The 17,117-nt window shown below is 59.2% G+C and carries 15 protein-coding genes; 6 read left to right on the plus strand and 9 right to left on the minus strand.

Translation table 11 applies throughout. From position 1 onward, the window contains the following. The first annotated feature begins 39 nt into the window (after positions 1-39). The 6 genes from relA (at position 40) to NH344_RS03630 (ending at position 7,513) form a co-directional block, all read left to right on the plus strand. Entirely contained in the window at positions 40-2,316 is a 2,277-nt protein-coding gene (gene relA / locus NH344_RS03605; protein WP_253027549.1) for a GTP diphosphokinase, read from the plus strand. Then, a complete protein-coding gene (mazG, locus tag NH344_RS03610) occupies positions 2,316-3,143 on the plus strand; it encodes a nucleoside triphosphate pyrophosphohydrolase (RefSeq protein WP_062361108.1) in 828 nt (275 codons plus the stop codon). Before relA ends, mazG begins: the two co-directional genes overlap by 1 nt. Positions 3,144-3,184: 41 nt before the next feature. Next, positions 3,185-5,833, plus strand: coding sequence for a phosphoenolpyruvate carboxylase (gene ppc, locus NH344_RS03615; RefSeq protein ID WP_062375110.1), 2,649 nt, complete (start codon positions 3,185-3,187; stop codon positions 5,831-5,833). Between the two features lie 76 nt (positions 5,834-5,909). Continuing rightward, entirely contained in the window at positions 5,910-6,107 is a 198-nt protein-coding gene (locus tag NH344_RS18245) for a DUF924 family protein (RefSeq protein ID WP_054640822.1), read from the plus strand. A gap of 26 nt (positions 6,108-6,133) precedes the next feature. Beyond that, a complete protein-coding gene (gene rluF / locus NH344_RS03625) occupies positions 6,134-7,210 on the plus strand; it encodes a 23S rRNA pseudouridine(2604) synthase RluF (protein ID WP_062375108.1) in 1,077 nt (358 codons plus the stop codon). 6 nt (positions 7,211-7,216) lie between these two features. Then, a complete protein-coding gene (locus NH344_RS03630) occupies positions 7,217-7,513 on the plus strand; it encodes a DUF1294 domain-containing protein (RefSeq protein ID WP_228219151.1) in 297 nt (98 codons plus the stop codon). Here the strand turns inward: NH344_RS03630 and NH344_RS03635 are convergent. The 9 genes from NH344_RS03635 to NH344_RS03675 form a co-directional block, all read right to left on the minus strand. Then, positions 7,497-8,171, minus strand: a complete 675-nt coding sequence (locus tag NH344_RS03635; protein ID WP_054640824.1) for an aminodeoxychorismate/anthranilate synthase component II — start codon at positions 8,169-8,171, stop codon at positions 7,497-7,499. The genes NH344_RS03630 and NH344_RS03635 overlap by 17 nt on opposite strands. Beyond that, positions 8,168-9,589 (minus strand): anthranilate synthase component I family protein, encoded by a 1,422-nt coding sequence (locus NH344_RS03640; protein ID WP_062375106.1) that lies wholly within the window; start codon positions 9,587-9,589, stop codon positions 8,168-8,170. Before NH344_RS03640 ends, NH344_RS03635 begins: the two co-directional genes overlap by 4 nt. Next, positions 9,586-9,855 (minus strand): Trp family transcriptional regulator, encoded by a 270-nt coding sequence (locus NH344_RS03645; RefSeq protein WP_062375105.1) that lies wholly within the window; start codon positions 9,853-9,855, stop codon positions 9,586-9,588. The genes NH344_RS03640 and NH344_RS03645 overlap by 4 nt, the downstream gene beginning before the upstream one ends. 115 nt (positions 9,856-9,970) lie before the next feature. Then, on the minus strand, positions 9,971-10,540 hold the full coding sequence (locus tag NH344_RS03650) for a hypothetical protein (protein WP_058578062.1): 570 nt from the start codon (positions 10,538-10,540) through the stop codon (positions 9,971-9,973). 44 nt (positions 10,541-10,584) lie between these two features. Next, positions 10,585-11,415, minus strand: a complete 831-nt coding sequence (locus NH344_RS03655) for a methyltransferase domain-containing protein (protein ID WP_058578063.1) — start codon at positions 11,413-11,415, stop codon at positions 10,585-10,587. Between the two features lie 110 nt (positions 11,416-11,525). Further along, positions 11,526-13,238: an AMP-binding protein gene (locus NH344_RS03660; RefSeq protein WP_253027550.1), complete on the minus strand. Its 1,713-nt coding sequence runs from the start codon at positions 13,236-13,238 to the stop codon at positions 11,526-11,528. A gap of 74 nt (positions 13,239-13,312) precedes the next feature. Continuing rightward, positions 13,313-14,230 (minus strand): hydroxymethylglutaryl-CoA lyase, encoded by a 918-nt coding sequence (locus NH344_RS03665; RefSeq protein ID WP_253027551.1) that lies wholly within the window; start codon positions 14,228-14,230, stop codon positions 13,313-13,315. A gap of 9 nt (positions 14,231-14,239) precedes the next feature. Then, a complete protein-coding gene (locus NH344_RS03670) occupies positions 14,240-16,291 on the minus strand; it encodes an acetyl/propionyl/methylcrotonyl-CoA carboxylase subunit alpha (protein ID WP_253027552.1) in 2,052 nt (683 codons plus the stop codon). Beyond that, positions 16,288-17,112 carry an enoyl-CoA hydratase/isomerase family protein gene (locus tag NH344_RS03675; protein ID WP_253027553.1) on the minus strand — a complete coding sequence of 275 codons (825 nt, stop codon included), beginning with the start codon at positions 17,110-17,112 and terminating at the stop codon, positions 16,288-16,290. The genes NH344_RS03670 and NH344_RS03675 overlap by 4 nt, the downstream gene beginning before the upstream one ends. Positions 17,113-17,117: the final 5 nt, after the last annotated feature.

The raw sequence follows: 17,117 nt of genomic DNA on the forward strand, positions 1-17,117 counted from the left end.
GGTGTGGAGGCCGTCACCCAGAAAGGATGAGTGAACGTCATGGTGAAAGTGCGTGAAGACCAACCGCTGACAGAAAGCGGAAAGGTGGACATACAACAATGGTTAACGCGCCTTCAAGAAGATGTGCGCCTACGTGAACCCGAGCGTTTGCAGGAAGCCTGCGAGCTTGCCGAGCAGTTAGATCGGGAAGCGCCTCGAACCCATCGCGTGTGGCTGTCGCCCGGCTCCAGCTTCCGCATGGGGCTTGAGATGGCGGACATCCTCGCCGACCTGAAGCTCGACCAGCCAGCGCTAGAGGCGGCCGTGCTTTACCGCGCCGTGCGGGAAGGGCTGCTGAGCCTGGAGGCGGTGACCAAACGCTTTGGGGATGAAGTCGCCAAGCTCATCGATGGCGTTCTGCAAATGGCCGCCATTAGCTACCCGTTGGCACCCAACCATGGCATGAGCCAGCACAACCAGCAGGAAAATCTGCGCAAAATGCTGGTGAATATGGTGGGCGACGTGCGCGTCGCCCTGATCAAAATTGCCGAGCGCACCTGCGCGCTGCGCCAAGTCAAAGACGCTCCCCGTGAGAAATGCTTACAGGTCGCCAGGGAAGTAGCGGATATCTACGCACCGCTGGCCCACCGCCTGGGCATTGGCCAAATTAAATGGGAGCTAGAAGACCTCTCGTTTCGCTACCTGCACGAGGATGAGTACAAGGCCATCGCCAAGCTATTGGCGGAGAAGCGCCTTGATCGCGACCGCTATATTCACGACGTCGTCGAAACCCTCAAAAGCCTGATGGAAGCGCAACACATTCACCGCTACGACGTGAGCGGCAGGGCCAAGCATATCTACTCCATCTGGCGCAAAATGAAGCGCAAGCGGATCGATTTCTCCCAGGTACACGACGTGCGCGCCGTGCGTATTCTGGTGCCGGAAGTCACCGACTGCTACACCGTACTGGGGATTGTCCACTCCCGCTGGCACCACGTTCCCAACGAGTTTGACGACTACATTGCCAACCCCAAGAAAAACGGCTACCAGTCGCTGCATACGGCGGTACTCGGGCCGGAAAACAAGGTGCTGGAGATTCAGATCCGCACTTTTGCCATGCACGACGAGGCAGAGCTTGGGGTGTGTGCCCACTGGCGCTATAAAGGCCACGATACCAACGCCAAGAGCCGCAGCTACGAAGAGAAAATCGCCTGGCTGCGCCAAGTATTGGAGTGGCAGGACGAAGTGGGCGGCTTTGGCGACCTGCGCGAAGGCCTCTCCAGCGATGTCGCCCCAGACCGCATCTACGTTTTTACCCCCGATGGGCACGTCATCGACCTGCCGCGTATCGCCACGCCGATCGATTTTGCTTACCGGGTGCATACCGAAATTGGCCACCTTTGCAGGGGAGCCAAGGTTAACGGCCGTATCGTACCGCTGACCTACAAGCTCAAAACCGGCCAGCAGATCGAGATTCTTACTGCCACCAAAGGCGGCCCCAGCCGTGACTGGCTCAACCCCAGCTTAGGTTACGTGCGCACCTCCCGCGCCCGGGCAAAAATCCAGGCGTGGTTCAAGCACCAGGCCCGCGACCAAAACCTGCATGAAGGTCGGGTACTTTTTGAGCGCGAAATGCGCCGCTTGGATGTGGAAGGGCTGGACCTTGCTAAGCTCGCCAAAGCCGTCAACTATCAAAACGCCGACGATATGTACGCGGCGCTGGGGGCTGGCGACCTGCGTATTGGGCAAGTGCTGCACCAGGCCCAACAGCTGTTTGGTGAAACCGACGACCAGGAGCAGCTCGACCGCCTATTGGCAAAACCACGCCGCCAGCCCAGCAAGGCCACTCAAAGCGATATCACCGTGCTGGGGGTGGGCAATCTGAAAACCAGCATGGCCAACTGCTGCCGCCCGGTACCCGGCGAGCCGATCGTTGGCTTCATTACCCAGGGGCGTGGCGTCACCGTGCACCGCCAGGACTGCACCAATATTCTCCAATTGCGTATGGAAGAGCCCCAGCGCATTATCGAGGTGGAGTGGGGCGAGCGGGCACACACCCGCTACCCGGTGACCATCGAGATTCAAGCCTGGGACCGCTCCGGCCTGCTGCGCGATGTGACCGGTCTCTTGGGTAATGAAAAGGTCAATGTGTTAGCGGTCAACACGCTTACGGATACCGACGAGGGCATCGCCCGACTGAGGATTACCCTGGAAGTCGATGGCCTTGAATCCCTGGGCAGGCTGTTCTCGCGTATTCAGCAGTTGCCCAACGTGACCGAAGTGCGTCGCCTGCGTAACGCCGATCCCGAGAAAAGTGCCCGTAAAGGAGGGGCCTGATGCGTCATACCCTGGAGGATTTGCTCACCCTAATGGCCGTGCTGCGCGACCGGGAGCAGGGCTGCCCGTGGGATATCCAGCAGGATTGGGACAGCATCGTGCCCCACACCCTGGAAGAGGCTTACGAAGTGGCCGACGCCATCGAGCGTCGCGCCTTCGATGAACTGCCCGGCGAGCTCGGCGACCTGCTTTTTCAAGTGGTCTATTACGCCCAATTTGGCGCAGAAGAGCAGCGCTTCGATTTTCACGATATCGTCGATACGCTGACCGCCAAGATGCTCCGCCGTCATCCCCATGTGTTTCCGCAGGGCACCCTGGCGTCACGCCGCCCGCCCGGCGTCAGTGCCGAAGAAGTCAAAACCCAACAGGTGAATAGCCGCTGGGAAGCGCTCAAAGCGGACGAACGCGCCGAGCGGGCTACCGAAGCCCCGTCGGTGCTAGATGATGTGCCTAGGGCGCTGCCCGCCCTAAGCCGCGCGGCCAAACTCTCCAAACGCGCTGCCCGAGTGGGCTTTGATTGGCCGGATGCCCGTGGCGTGCTGGACAAAATCCGCGAAGAGCTGGATGAAGTCGAAGAGGCGCTGGCGGCAGGCGATAGGCTGCACGCCCAGGAAGAGGTCGGTGACCTGCTGTTTGCCGTCACCAATTTAGCCCGCACCCTCGGGGCCGACCCCGAACAGTGCCTGCGTAACACCAATACAAAATTTGAGCGCCGCTTTCGCTATGTGGAACGTGCGCTTGCCGAGGCAGAGCGCCCGCTAAGCGAGGCCTCGCTGGACGAAATGGAAGGCCACTGGCAAGCCGCTAAAGCCCAAGAACAACGCTAATTTCAAAATCATCAACGCGACCCCGCAAGGAGGCCACGCCCATGAGTCATGATTTACACGAATCCCTGCGCGACAACGTGCGTATTCTGGGGGACAGTCTTGGGCGTACCATCGCCGATGACTTAGGCCAGTCGTTTGTCGATAAGATTGAAACCATTCGTGCCCACGCCAAGCGCGGTCGCCAGGGCGACTCGCTTCAACAGCGCCAGCTCATCGAGTATTTGCGTCAGCTACCCGAGCGGGACCTGCTCCCGGTGACCCGCGCATTCAACCAGTTCTTGAATTTGGCCAATATCGCCGAGCAGCACTACCGGGCACGGTTCCGTCGGGTGGAGGATTACAAACCCGGTTCGCAGCCCGCGCTAGGGGAGCTCTTGGGGCGCGCTCAGCAGGCCGGTAACTCGCCCCGCAAGCTGGTGGAAACCCTGGCTAATATGCGCGTCGAGCTCGTACTGACCGCCCACCCCACCGAAGTTATTCGCCGCACGCTGATCCAAAAATACGATGCGATCGATGAGTGCTTGACTGCGATCGAAAGCTCCGAGGATTACCCCGAGCGTGGTGCCCGCGCCCAAGGCCGCTTGGAAGAGCTGATCAGCCAGGCGTGGCATACCGACGAGATTCGCCACGAACGCCCCACGCCGGTAGACGAAGCGAAGTGGGGCTTTGCCGTCATCGAGAACTCACTGTGGCAGGCGGTGCCAGATTTTCATCGCGATCTGGATAACCTGCTGCTGGACACCGCAGGCGAACGCCTGCCGCTGGATGCCGCGCCAATCCGCTACGCTTCCTGGATGGGCGGCGACCGTGACGGCAATCCGAATGTCACCGCCAAAGTGACCCAGGAAGTGCTGCTGCTGGGCCGCTGGATGGCGGCGGACCTTTATCTGCGCGATTTAGAGCAGCTCAAGACTGAGCTCTCCATGTGGAAAGCCAACAGCGCCCTCAAAGCCGAAGTGGGCGATGTGGCGGAACCCTACCGGGAGCTGCTTAAGCGGCTGCTGACTAAAATGGAAGCCACCCGCGACTGGGCAAAAGCGCAGCTGGATGGCCGCAACTACGACGGCGGGCCGATCATTGAAACCCGCGACCAAATCTACGCGCCGCTGCTGGCCTGCTACCGCTCGCTGTGCGACGTGGGGCTGGATACCATTGCCAACGGTGCGCTGCTGGATACCCTGCGCCGCGTGGCCGTGTTCGGCGTCACGCTGACCAAGCTCGACCTTCGCCAGGAAGCCAGCCGCCACGCCCAAGTAATGGAAGAACTCACCAGCTCCCTGGGGCTAGGCCATTACCAGGAGTGGAGCGAAACCCAGCGTCAGGAGTTTTTGCTGGCGGAGCTTGAGTCTCGCCGCCCGCTGATTCCCCGCCGCTGGGAGTGTTCGGCAGAGTCCCGGGAAGTCATCGATACCTTCAAGGTGATCGCCCAGGAGCACGCGGAAGCGCTGGGTACTTACATTATCTCCATGGCCGCCGAGCCCTCTGATGTGCTCACCGTGGCACTGTTGATGAAGGAAGTGGGTGGGCAAGTAACGCTGCCCATCGCGCCGCTGTTCGAGACCCTCAACGACCTGGACCACGCGGGGGATGTGGTTGATCAGCTGCTGGCGCTGCCGGGCTACCGCGCCCTGACGAAAGACCGCCAAGAAGTGATGATCGGCTACTCCGACTCCGCCAAAGATGCCGGTCAGCTCGCCGCCGCTTGGGCACAGTACCGCGCCCAGGAAGCGCTGGTGAACGTGTGTGAGAAACATGGTGTGGACCTAACGCTGTTCCACGGCCGTGGCGGCACCGTTGGCCGTGGTGGCGGCCCGGCTCACGCGGCGATTCTGTCTCAGCCGCCTGGCTCCGTGAACGGCAGCCTGCGGGTGACCGAGCAGGGCGAGATGATTCGCTTTAAGTTCGGCCAGCCGGATATCGCGCTGCGTTCCATGGAGATCTACGCCTGTGCGGTGCTGGAAGCCACGCTATTGCCACCGCCCGCGCCGGAACCCCACTGGCGCGAAGAGATGGATCAACTGGCCAAGGTGGCCCATGCGGCTTACGTGGGTGTTGTACGGGAAGATCCCGACTTCGTCCCCTATTTCCGTGCGGTGACGCCGGAGGGCGCGCTGGGTAGGCTGCCGCTAGGCTCGCGGCCCACCAAGCGCCGTCAGGATGGTGGCGTAGAAACCCTGCGGGCGATCCCCTGGATTTTTGCCTGGACGCAGATCCGCCTGATGCTGCCCGCTTGGCTTGGCAGTGGCGAAGCCTTCTCCCGCCGTCTGGAGCAGCCCGGCGGCCGTGAAGTGCTGCAAGAAATGCGCACCCAGTGGCCCTTCTTTGGCACCTACCTGGATATGTTAGAGATGCTGCTAGCCAAAGCAGACGTGGCGATTGCCGCCTACTACGAGCACCGCTTGGTGGACGAGCCGTCGCTAAAAGCGCTGGGCAAAAAACTCCGTGAGCGCTTCGAGCGTCTGGAAGACGTGGTGTTAGATATCCTGCAGCAGGAGAAACTGCTGGAGAACACGCCACTGATTCGTCAGGCGATTGACGTGCGCAACCCCTACATCGACCCGCTGCATGGCCTGCAAGCCGAGCTTTTGCAGCGTAACCGGGATGCTGATGGGGCGATTAGCCCAGATCTCTCCCGCGCGTTAATGGTCACCATGGCGGGTATTGCGGCTGGCCTGCGTAACACCGGCTAAGCTGAAGACAGCCCACCAGCGCCGCTACCGATGGGTGGCGGCGCTTTTCTTTATGTCCAGTGTTGGAGGCAGAAACATGACCACAGACGCTCAGGCCGTGCTGGCATTCTGGTTTCAGGAGTTGTCGCCAGCCCAGTGGTTTAAGAAAGATGCCCAAATCGACCAACAGATTATCGATCGCTTTGGGCGCTACCCGCATCGCAATGCGGTCTTGGGCAGAGCCTCGACTCCGGAAGAGGTCGAGTTCCTCAAGCAGCCCGGCTCCTCTTTTTAACGTTTATTTAGGCTATATGGCGATTTATGTCGTTACGAAAATCTACCCGTATCAATAAATACATCAGCGAAAGCGGCCTCTGCTCCCGCCGGGAGGCGGACCGCTTTGTCGAGCAGGGCAATGTGTGGATCAACGGCCGCCGGGCAACCACTGGTGACCAAGTGGTCGCGGGGGATCGGGTAAAGGTCAACGGCCAGGAGATTGAGCCGCAGGAAGAGGAGGATTTAGTACTGATCGCGCTCAACAAACCGGTGGGGATTGTCAGCACCACGGAGTCGGCAGAAAAAGACAATATCGTTGAGTTTGTGAAGCACGGCACGCGTATTTTCCCCATTGGGCGCTTAGATAAAGACTCCCAGGGGTTGATCTTTCTCACCAACAACGGCGACTTGGTCAACAAAATCCTGCGCGCCAACAACAACCACGAAAAAGAGTACGTGGTGACGGTCGATAAACCGATCACCAACGAGTTTATTGCCGGTATACAGGGCGGCGTGCCGATCCTTGGGCAGATGACCAAAAAGTGTCAGGTGGTTAAAGAGTCCACCTTTGTGTTCAATATCACGCTAGTGCAGGGGCTCAACCGCCAAATTCGCCGTATGTGCGAATACTTTGGCTACGAAGTGACGCAACTGGTACGTACGCGCATCATGAACGTCTCGCTGAAAGGGCTGGCGCTGGGGGATTGGCGTGACCTGACGCCCAAAGAGATCGAGACCATTGTTGCCCTCACCGAAACCTCAGATGTAGCGCCTGAGAAGAAAACATCTGAGAAGAAAGCACCTGAGAAGAAAAAAATCGCCCGACCCAACTACAGCGGCGGTAGAAGTAGCGCGCAGGATAAAAAGACGGCAGCAAAACGGGCCTCTTCAGGTGCCGGCGCGGGTAACAAAGCCCGCAAGGATCCCAAGGCAAAAGGGGCCGCTGCTGGTAAGTCAGGCGGCAAAGGAGCAGTGTCAGCGGGAAGACCGGCCACTAAAGGAAAGGGGAGGCCCGGGAGCCACTCTAGCGGCAAACCGGGCGCGCGTAAGGGCGCGATAAAGGGCGGACGCCCCAGCGGGGGTAAAGCTGCCTCCGGTAAGCCGCCTTCCCGGCGCAAGTAGTTCTCCATGACAGAGATGCCAACTTATATGAGTTACCTACTGGCGTGGTATGCGACGGCCAGCGTGATTACCTACGTTCTCTATGCGTGGGATAAGCGGGCCGCGATTAAACAGCGCCAGCGGGTGAGTGAGAAAACGCTGCACTGGCTGGCGCTGCTAGGCGGTTGGCCGGGGGCATGGTGCGCGCAGCAGCAGCTGCGCCACAAGACCCAAAAAACCAGCTTTCGACGCGTTTATTGGGCCACGGTGCTGCTCAATATTGCAGTGTTAGGTGGTCTTGTCGCGGTTATGCCACTGCGTTAGGGGCAAATAGGAAGTTAGCGATGAGCTCTTTGCCGCCCTCGGTGGCAAACGACTCCGGGTGAAACTGAATGCCGTGAATTGGGTAGTCACGGTGCTTTACGCCCATCAGCTCAAATTCACCCGCTGCCTGCCAGCGGCCGCGCTCAGCAAAGTTGTCGGCGGTGAGTGCACCTACTGTGGCGGTCACTTCTAGGCACTCTGGAAGTGTCGCCGCATCGGCAATCAGTGAGTGGTAGCGCATCACTTCAAGCTGGTCGGGCACGCCGTTGAATACCGATTGGTTATTGTGATTAATGGGGCTGATTTTACCGTGCATTGGCAGCGGCGCTTTGACCACCTTGCCGCCAAACACATGCACAATCCCTTGCATGCCTAAGCAAACCCCCAGCAGTGGCGTGGTTTTGCCCAGCTTCTCAATCACCTCGGCACATACGCCAAAGTAGCGCGGGTCATCCGGCGAGCCTGGGCCAGGCGAGATAATAATGCGATCCGGCGCCATGGCTTCAATCGCTTTAAAATCAATCTGGTTATTGCGCTTCACCATGATCTCAAAATGAGGCAGCTCGCCGCGATTCTTCTCCGTGGTCAGAATCTCACCAATAAACTGGTAAAGGTTATAGGTGAAGGAGTCGTAGTTATCGATGATCAGCACCTTCATGCGGGGCTCTCCGTTTCCGTATCCATAAAGGGGGCCAAGGCCTTGCGAGTGCCGGCGAATTTGCGGCGAATCTCTTCGTATTCATCCTCGGCGTTGCTGTCGTACACGTTGCCGCCGCAGGTTTGTACGTAGGCGCGCTCGCCGTTGACAAACACCGTACGGATCGGGATCGCAAAGGTGCAGTCGCCGTTGAAAGAGAACTGGCCCACCGCGCCGCCGTAGGGGCCGCGCCCATCGGTTTCTAGGTCATCGATGATTTTCATCGCTTCGATTTTAGGTGCGCCGGTTAGCGTGCCCGCCGGGAAGTTGCTGGCCAGCGCGGTGAACATGTCTTCGCCTTCGGCAATGATTCCGACGATCTCACTAGAGATATGCTGAACGTGGCTGAAGCGCTTGATATCCATTAGGCTGCGTACTTTCACCGTGCCAAACTGGGCCACTCGGCCAATATCGTTGCGGTGCAGGTCCACAATCATATTGTGCTCGGCGATCTCTTTGGGGTCGTTGAGCAGCGCGCGGGCAAGCTGGGTATCTTCCTGGGGCGTTTGGCCGCGCAGGGTAGTGCCTGCCAGCGGGAACGTCTCCATCTCGCCCTGGCGCAGGCGGAACAGCAGCTCGGGGCTCGCGCCAATCAGCTTCTGTTCGCCAAACTTCACGTAGTACATCTGCGGCGAGGGGTTGATGGTACGCAGCTGCTCGTAAAGCGCCAGGGTGTCGCCCTGAATGCGAAAACGCTTTTTAAAGCCCACTTCGCACTGAAAAACTTTGCCGTCGATAATGTCCTGCTTCACCTTGGCGACCGCTTCGGCGTGCTCGGCTTTGCTCATGGTGTCGCCCAGCGCTGTAATGTGCAGCGGGCCTGCGGGTTCGTCGTCGGCGTCGATCAGCGTCTGCAGAAACTCGTAGCGGCTATTGTCGTAGTAGAAGTAGGTGACTTCCCCGGTCATCTTGTCGAGGATCAAGCCGTCTTTATACAGCCCAAAGCGGAACGTATCGAAGTCGTCGCTGGCTTTCAGCGTCAGGGAAGGCTCGAAGTACTGCATGGCGTCGTAGCCCAGGTAACCGCTTAATCCGCCCGCGTATTTGCGTGAAATAATATTTTGCGGGATCAGGCTGCGCAGCAGCTCGTAGGGATTGTCGCTCTGGTAATGCTTGGCATCGCCGTCGCGGTTTTCAATGGTCAGCGTGGTGCCATTGGCGTAGAGCGTGTACTCGGGGTCGAAACCAATGATCGAGTGGCGCGCCATGTGGCTATCTTCGCCCAGCGACTCCAGCATGTAGCAGGTATCGAAGTGCCGCTCGATTTTTTGAAATAGGGCAAAGAAGTCGCAGTCCGCCGCCAGGGTAACGTAGTGGGGCTTGCGGGGCAGGGTAAACGGCTGTGGGCCTGCCGCAGCGGCCGTATCGGTAGTGCTCATAAGTGATCATTCCGTGAAGAGGCTAACATCGTCAGCGCGCGTGATCCGCGTGACACGGTCGCAATACCCACGCCTAGGGTTTCGGCAATTTTGCGGTGGGGCACGCCATCGCGCAGCAGCTTAAAAATCTGTAGGCGTTTGCTGATTTCTTGGTACTCTGCTGGTGTCAGAAGGCTTGCCAGCGCAGCGTCCATGGCCTCGGGGGTCTCGATGGCCACCAGATGGCGTACCAGCTCAGTCTGATAGTGTGACGGAGAGAGGGGCATGAGTGAGTCACCAGCGGTCGATGTAATCCGTGTTAATGTACTAGTACGATAGTACATTAACACGGATAAACGCCGAGTCAAGAGACATCTCGGCTGGCAGCATCGAAAACTGGGATTAAAACGGCAGGTGTAGCGAAGCGCTGAGCATATTGAGGTGGCTGAGCGTGGCTGCATCGATACGCTCGTACTCGAAACGGCTGATCAACCGGTTGATGGTCATGGTGGCGCCGAAGCCTTGCAGTAGCGCCGTGCCGCCATCATCGGCCTGGGGCTGGTACGCTTCACCACGCCACTCGGTGAAGCCGGACTTGGCATAAATGCTGACGGCGCCCATGCGCACGCCTGCCACCAAGGCGCCACCCAGGCTCAGGGTGTCCATGAGCAGCGGGTTCATCTGGGAAGTAATGGGGACTTCTTCACTTTCGCGATAGGCGATCTCGGCACCGATATCCAGCCGGGGCAGCTGTTCGGGGCTGAATCCCGCGGTCAGCCGAAAGCCGGTGGTGTTGGTGTCCAGGCTGCTCAGGTCGCTGCCTTCCAGCACCACACCGTTATCGAGGCGCATCCATTCGCTATTGGGGGCTGCATAGGAGAGAGCAGGAGCGTCATCATCGGCCAAGGTGGCTTCTAGGGGTAGGAGCGTGCCGAACAGACTCAAGAGCAGGGTGCTTGCCAAGCGGTTCATTGGCGTTCCTCTTGTCCTTTCTTGTTGACGTTATCCCTAACAGACTAGCAACGGGCGCTGATTTCCACCACGTTAATTGCACCATTCGCCAAGTTTTCCAATAAATGTTTACCCATGCACATAAACCGTTCGCCAAACACCCACTGCGGGGAGAGCACACCGGTACGCGGGGCCTGCTCTTTTTGACGCTGGCGCTGGCGCCATTTAAGCGCGGTGTGGCTCCAGTCTTCGCAGTGTCGAATATCGAAGCCCGCCGTTTGCAGTCGCTGTGTCAATGCCGCCAACGTCAGCAAATGCGAGTGTGTCGGCCCTTCTGCCCAGGGCACCGGAAAACGCAGTGCCTCGCAGTGAGGGCCGCTGACCACCTCATGCATCACCAGCTGCCCGCCGGGGCGCAGCACGCGGCGGCACTCGGCCAGTACGCGTGCAGGATCGGGCATATTCATCAGGCTGTGTTGGAACAGCACAGCATCGAAGCTGGCATCACTAAACGGCAGTGCGCAGGCATCTCCCGTCACACAGCGCAGAGTGCCCGCTGATGAATCGTTAGGAGGCTGTGTCATTGCCAGTTCGCTGATGGCTTGATTCAGCACGTTAAAGCGGTGGGTAATATCCAGTCCGGTGAGATGAAAACCCAATGCGGCCCCCTGGCGCATCAATCCCCCCAGCCCTGCGCCAATATCCAGCGCCATAGGGGCGCTCTGATCGAGCAAATCCAAGAGCCTTTTCGATGCGGCGATACCGCCAATATGCAGCTGGTCGAGCGGTGCTAATTGATGCAGCGTGGGGCCATCGGGGTAGTGGGAGCTCAGTTGGTTAAGGATATCCTGGTCGCGCAGCGCTTGATGGTAGTGGTGGGCGAGGGAAGTGGGCATGGGGAACCTCGGTTGGGGCTAACGTCTCAGGATCAGAACAACCCTGGCGAACGCCTCCGCTACGGGTTGTTCTGATCGACAGTTGATCGTTGTAACAGCTTCGATCCCTTTTACTTTTGGTCTTCCAGCCCCAGCTCTTTAATCGAGATTTCGCGCATTTTGAATTTCTGAATTTTGCCGGTCACGGTCATCGGGAACTCATCCACGAACTTGAAGTAGCGCGGGATCTTGAAGTGGGTGATTTTGCCTTTGCAGTATTCGCGCAGGTCTTCCCCGGTAATTTCGCCCGCCGTGCTGTTGAGCTTCACCCAGGCAATCAGCTCTTCGCCGTACTTTTTATCTGGCACGCCGGTGACCTGTACTTCGGAAATCGCCGGGTGAGCGTACAAGAACTCTTCGATCTCTTTCGGGTAGACGTTTTCGCCGCCGCGAATCACCATGTCTTTGATGCGACCGACGATCTGGATGTAGCCCTCGTCATCCATGGTGGCCAAGTCGCCGGTGTGCATCCAGCCTGTCTCGTCGATGGCCTCAGCAGTGGCTTTGTCGTTGTTCCAATACTTCAGCATCACGCTGTAGCCACGGGTACACAGCTCGCCGATTTCGCCACGGGGTAGAATACCGCCGTTGCCGGGGTCGACAATCTTGCTCTCCAGGTGGGGCTGGGTGCGGCCCACGGTGGAAACGCGCTTTTCAATGGTGTCGTTCGCGCCGGTTTGCGTGGAGACCGGGCTGGTTTCGGTCATGCCGTAGGCGATTTGCACGCCCTTCATGTTCATCTTGTTGATGACCTGCTTCATGATCTCTGCCGGGCAAATGGAGCCCGCCATAATGCCGGTGCGCAGCGTCGAAAAATCGGTGCTGGCGAAATCCGGGTGCTCAAGCTCGGCGATGAACATGGTAGGAACACCATACAACGCAGTGGCTTTCTGCTCATGAACGGCTTTCAGCACTTTACCGGGGTCGAAGCCTTCATCTGGGTAGATCATCGCCGCGCCGTGGGTCACGCAGCCCAGGTTGCCCATTACCATGCCAAAGCAGTGGTAGAGCGGTACGGGAATCACCAAGCGGTCTTCGCTGGTAAAGCCCATGCTTTCGGCCACAAAAAAGCCGTTGTTAAGAATGTTGTGGTGAGAGAGCGTGGCCCCTTTGGGAAAGCCGGTGGTGCCAGAGGTGTACTGGATATTGATCGGATCATCGAACTGCAGCGTGGCCTGTAGGTCGTCCACGTCGGTTTGGCTCACCTTGTCGGCTTCGGCGATGAAATCTGCCCAGCGCCACATGCCGCTGTGCTTGTCGGCGCTTAAATTAATCACGCACTTAAGGTCCGGCAGTTTCTGTGATTTTAGTTGACCTTCCGCGCAGTTGTTGAGCTCTGGCGCCAGCTCGAACAGCATCGCCGTGTAGTCGGAGCTTTTGAATTGGTTGGCGGTGACTAAAAAGCGCGCGCCGGACTGGTTCAGCGCGTACTCCAGCTCGTGGGTTCGGTAAGACGGGTTGATGTTCACGAGAATTGCGCCAATTTTAGCGGTGGCAAACTGGGTCAACGTCCACTCGCTGCAGTTGGGTGCCCAAATGCCCACGCGGTCGCCTTTTTGTACACCAATCGCGAGCAGGGCGCGGGCGCAGCGGTTCACTTCCTGCTGAAGCTCGCGGTAGCTCCAGTGAATATTCTGGTGTAGCGCAATCAGCGCGTCGTTATCCGGATACTGGGCGGCAATTTGGTCGAATTTATCGCCAATGGTCATGCCCAGCAAGGGTTTGTCGGCGGTGCTGCTAGTGTAGCTGGGCAGGGCGCTGGAAAGCGGTGCAGATGATGCCATGGTGAGTCTCTCCGAAATCTTTTTGTTGTCTGAACGGGAAGTGAAGCGTTTTTAATTATTAGGGCCGGGCCGTACTAGCCGGGAGTGCGCTGTGTGCACCCTCTGGCCAGCGCTACTTTGGCGCTGGGCTGGCGGCCCAACTGCCGCGTGATCCAGTAGCCGGTATCGATCACTGCCTGCAGGTCGATGCCGGTATCGATACCCAGCCCTTCCAATAAATAGAGCACGTCTTCGGTGGCCACATTGCCCGATGCGCCCTTAGCGTAGGGGCAGCCACCCAGGCCTGCCGTGGCGGCATCAATCACGCTCACGCCTTCTTCCAGTACGGCGTACAGGTTGGCAATCGCCATGCCGTAAGTGTCGTGAAAATGAGCGGCCAGTTTCTCAATCGGCACCTGCTGGCGAGTGGCTTCGATCATCCGCTTAGCGGCCAGCGGGGTCCCCACGCCAATGGTGTCGCCCAGGGAAACTTCATAGCAGCCCATCTCATACAGCGCTTTGGCGACATCCGCTACTTTATGGGGGGCAATGTCGCCCTCGTAAGGGCAGCCCAGCACGCAGGAAACATAACCCCGCACCCGCACGCCTGCCTCGTTGGCGCGGGCAAGCACCGGCTCAAAGCGCGCCAGCGACTCGGCAATCGAGCAGTTGATGTTCTTCTGGGAGAACGCTTCCGATGCCGCACCGAATACCGCGACTTCCTCAACGCCTGCCTCCAGGGCGCCTTCTAACCCTTTGAGGTTAGGCGTTAGCGCGGAATACACCACGCCGTGCTGTCGCTGAATGCCGCGCATCACCTCAGCGGCATCGCCCATTTGCGGCACCCATTTGGGCGAGACAAAGCTGGCCGCTTCAATGTGGCGAATGCCCGCATTTGCCAGCCGCTCAATCAGCTCGATTTTGGTGGCGGTGGGCACCAGGGTGCCCGGCTCGTTCTGCAGCCCGTCGCGGGGGGCCATTTCAAATAGCTTGATAGACGTAGGCAGTGCCATGTGTGGCTCCTATTCGCTGGGGGCAAAGTCGAGCAGCACAGCGCCCTGGCTTACCGTATCGCCTGCCTGGAAGTGGAAGGTCTCTACGCTGCCATCGGCGGGGGCGGTCATGGTGTGCTCCATCTTCATGGCTTCCATCACCATCAGCGGCATGCCTTTTTCAACCTGAGCACCCGGTTCCACTAGCAGCGCCACCACCGTGCCATTCATCGGCGCGGTGAGAGTAGATTCCGTTTCGTGGTGGCCGTGGTCGATGGCGTCGATGCGCCGCCAGAACAGGCGGGTTTCACCGCTGGGTTCGGCCATCACCACTACATGACCATCTTTATACGCCTGTAAGCGGCGGCGGTGACCGTTGAGCGTGACGGCCACGGCATCGCCTTCCAGCGGCTGTAGGCTGGCAGTCAGTGTGCTGTTGCCAATGGTGAGCTGCCACTGGGTATCCAAGGTGGCGCGCTTGCCCTCTACCACGACCACTGCGCTGTCATTATCCGCGGCTTGAGCGCTTGCCGGGTCACACAGCGCAATGCGAATGGTGTGCGGGGCGTTGAGCCGGAAACCATCGTGGCGGCCCCAAGGGGAGTCGCTTTCGCACTCCTGGGCTAATTGATGCAAGCCAATCAGCGCGGCGCTGGCATAGTCTTCTGTAGAAAACTGACGCGGAGCAAACAGGGTCGCTTCGTTGCGCTCGATAAAGCGGGTATCCAGCTCGACGTTCTTAAAGCCAGGGTGATTGGCTAAGCGCTGCAAGAAGGCGCGGTTGGTGACCACGCCCTGCACATCCAGCGACGCTAGCGCCCGGTTGAGGGTTGCCAGCGCAGCGTCACGGTCAACGCCATGCACAATCAGCTTGGCGAGCATCGGGTCGTAGTGCATCGAGACCGTATCGCCGCTCTCCACGCCGCTATCTAGGCGGACTTGATCAGCGCCTAGCCCTGCGCCTTCCAAGTCCAGCGCGAAGCGAGTGAGGAGGCCGGTGGCGGGAAGGAAGTCCTGCTCCGGATCTTCGGCATAAATGCGCGCTTCAAAGCTGTGGCCGGTAATGGTCAGCTCGTCCTGGCGGCAGGGCAGCGGCTCGCCCATAGCGACTCTTAGTTGCCACTCCACCAGGTCTTGACCGGTAATCATCTCGGTAACGGGATGCTCGACCTGCAGGCGGGTGTTCATCTCCATGAAATAGAAAGCGCCGTCCTGACCTGGTGAAGAGTCCAGCAGAAACTCCACCGTGCCCGCACCCACGTAGCCAATCTCCTGGGCGGCGCGAACGGCGGCATCGCCCATGGCGGCGCGCAGTTCAGTCGTCATGCCGGGGGCGGGGGCTTCTTCAATCACTTTTTGATGTCGGCGCTGCACGCTGCAGTCCCGCTCGAACAGATACACGCCGTTGCCGTAACGGTCGCAGAATACCTGTACTTCCACATGGCGGGGCTGTACTAGATACTTCTCGATCAGCATGCGGTCATCGCCAAACGCGGCTTTAGACTCCCGGCGGCAGCCGTCCAGCGCGGCCTGGAAGCCTTCACCGCTCTCTACCACGCGCATGCCTTTACCGCCGCCACCGGCGCTGGCTTTTAGCATGACGGGGTAGCCGATCTTATCGGCCTCGGAACGCAGCAGGGCATCGCCTTGGTCGTCGCCGTGGTAGCCGGGCACCAGCGGCACGCCCGCATTCGCCATACGCGCTTTGGCGGCAGACTTGTCGCCCATGGCGGCAATGGCGGAAGCGGGCGGGCCAACAAAAGTAATGCCCGCTTGCTCTAGCGCTTTAACAAAAGTGCCGTTTTCAGACAGGAAGCCATAGCCGGGGTGAATCGCGCCGGTGCCGGTGCGTTGGGCGGCCTCAATCACCGCGTCAACGTTTAAGTAGCTTTCCCGGGCGGCGGCAGGGCCGAGGCGCACGGCTTCATCGGCTTCACGTACGTGGCGGGCGGTGGCATCGGCATCGGAATAAACAGCGACGGTTTTTAAGCCCATGCGGCGGGCGGTACGCATCACGCGGCAGGCAATCTCACCGCGGTTAGCCACCAGCAAGGTATCGAATTTGGTTGGGGTAAGCGTCATGAGCGTGGCTCCGCAGCGTTATTGTGTTCTTCAGGAGATGTCCAGGCGGGGCGACGCTTGTCCAAAAAGCTGGCGAGGCCCTCTTGGCCCTCTTGGCTCACCCGCAGCTTGGCAATCACTTGGCAGGTGTGCTCACGAGTAGCATCGGCATCTGGAGCTTGGGCCACGGTGGCTAATAGTGCCTTGGTAGCCCGCTGTGCCTGGGGAGAGCCTTTAACCAGCGTGGCGATCATGCTGTCCACCGCGTTATCCAAGGCATCGTGCTCCACTACCTGATGGGCCAAACCCAGGCTGAGCGCGGTGGGCGCATCCATCACTTCGGCGGTCAGCGCGTAGCGGCGCATTTGGCGCTGACCAAGGGCGCGCTGAACGTAAGGACTAATCACCGCAGGCGACAGGCCAATATTGACTTCCGACAGGCAAAACTTGGCTTTTTCGGACGCCACGACGATATCGCAGCAGGCGGCTAAGCCCACCGCGCCACCAAACGCCGCCCCCTGTACGCGGCAGATGGTCGGGCAGGGCAGGGTATCTAGGCCGTGCATCAGCGCCGCAAGCTTGCGGGAATCCGCTAGGTTATCTTCCAGGTCGTAATCGACCATGCGCTTCATCCAGTTCAGGTCAGCACCTGCGGAGAAGCTTTTACCTTCAGAGCCGAGCACCACCACCCGCACGTCGCCTGCACTTACCAAGCCGTGGAGCTTTTCCAGATGAGTATTGAGTTCGGCAATCAGGCTATCGTCAAAGGCGTTATGCACCTCTGGGCGGTTTAAGGTTAGGCGAGCGATACCCGCCTCGATGACTAATGTTGAGTAAGCCATGATGT

Origin of the sequence: Halomonas sp. Ps84H-12 (assembly GCF_024124725.1) — a bacterium.
GTDB classification, from domain to species: domain Bacteria; phylum Pseudomonadota; class Gammaproteobacteria; order Pseudomonadales; family Halomonadaceae; genus Vreelandella; species Vreelandella aquamarina.

Bases quoted from the DNA above. Each gene is read 5' to 3' on its own strand.
- relA (WP_253027549.1), top strand. From the start codon at position 40: ATGGTGAAAGTGCGTGAAGACCAACCGCTGACAGAAAGCGGAAAGGTG.
- mazG (WP_062361108.1), top strand. From the start codon at position 2,316: ATGCGTCATACCCTGGAGGATTTGCTCACCCTAATGGCCGTGCTGCGC.
- ppc (WP_062375110.1), top strand. From the start codon at position 3,185: ATGAGTCATGATTTACACGAATCCCTGCGCGACAACGTGCGTATTCTG.
- NH344_RS18245 (WP_054640822.1), top strand. From the start codon at position 5,910: ATGACCACAGACGCTCAGGCCGTGCTGGCATTCTGGTTTCAGGAGTTG.
- rluF (WP_062375108.1), top strand. From the start codon at position 6,134: ATGTCGTTACGAAAATCTACCCGTATCAATAAATACATCAGCGAAAGC.
- NH344_RS03630 (WP_228219151.1), top strand. From the start codon at position 7,217: ATGACAGAGATGCCAACTTATATGAGTTACCTACTGGCGTGGTATGCG.
- NH344_RS03635 (WP_054640824.1), bottom strand. From the start codon at position 8,171: ATGAAGGTGCTGATCATCGATAACTACGACTCCTTCACCTATAACCTT.
- NH344_RS03640 (WP_062375106.1), bottom strand. From the start codon at position 9,589: ATGAGCACTACCGATACGGCCGCTGCGGCAGGCCCACAGCCGTTTACC.
- NH344_RS03645 (WP_062375105.1), bottom strand. From the start codon at position 9,855: ATGCCCCTCTCTCCGTCACACTATCAGACTGAGCTGGTACGCCATCTG.
- NH344_RS03650 (WP_058578062.1), bottom strand. From the start codon at position 10,540: ATGAACCGCTTGGCAAGCACCCTGCTCTTGAGTCTGTTCGGCACGCTC.
- NH344_RS03655 (WP_058578063.1), bottom strand. From the start codon at position 11,415: ATGCCCACTTCCCTCGCCCACCACTACCATCAAGCGCTGCGCGACCAG.
- NH344_RS03660 (WP_253027550.1), bottom strand. From the start codon at position 13,238: ATGGCATCATCTGCACCGCTTTCCAGCGCCCTGCCCAGCTACACTAGC.
- NH344_RS03665 (WP_253027551.1), bottom strand. From the start codon at position 14,230: ATGGCACTGCCTACGTCTATCAAGCTATTTGAAATGGCCCCCCGCGAC.
- NH344_RS03670 (WP_253027552.1), bottom strand. From the start codon at position 16,291: ATGACGCTTACCCCAACCAAATTCGATACCTTGCTGGTGGCTAACCGC.
- NH344_RS03675 (WP_253027553.1), bottom strand. From the start codon at position 17,112: ATGGCTTACTCAACATTAGTCATCGAGGCGGGTATCGCTCGCCTAACC.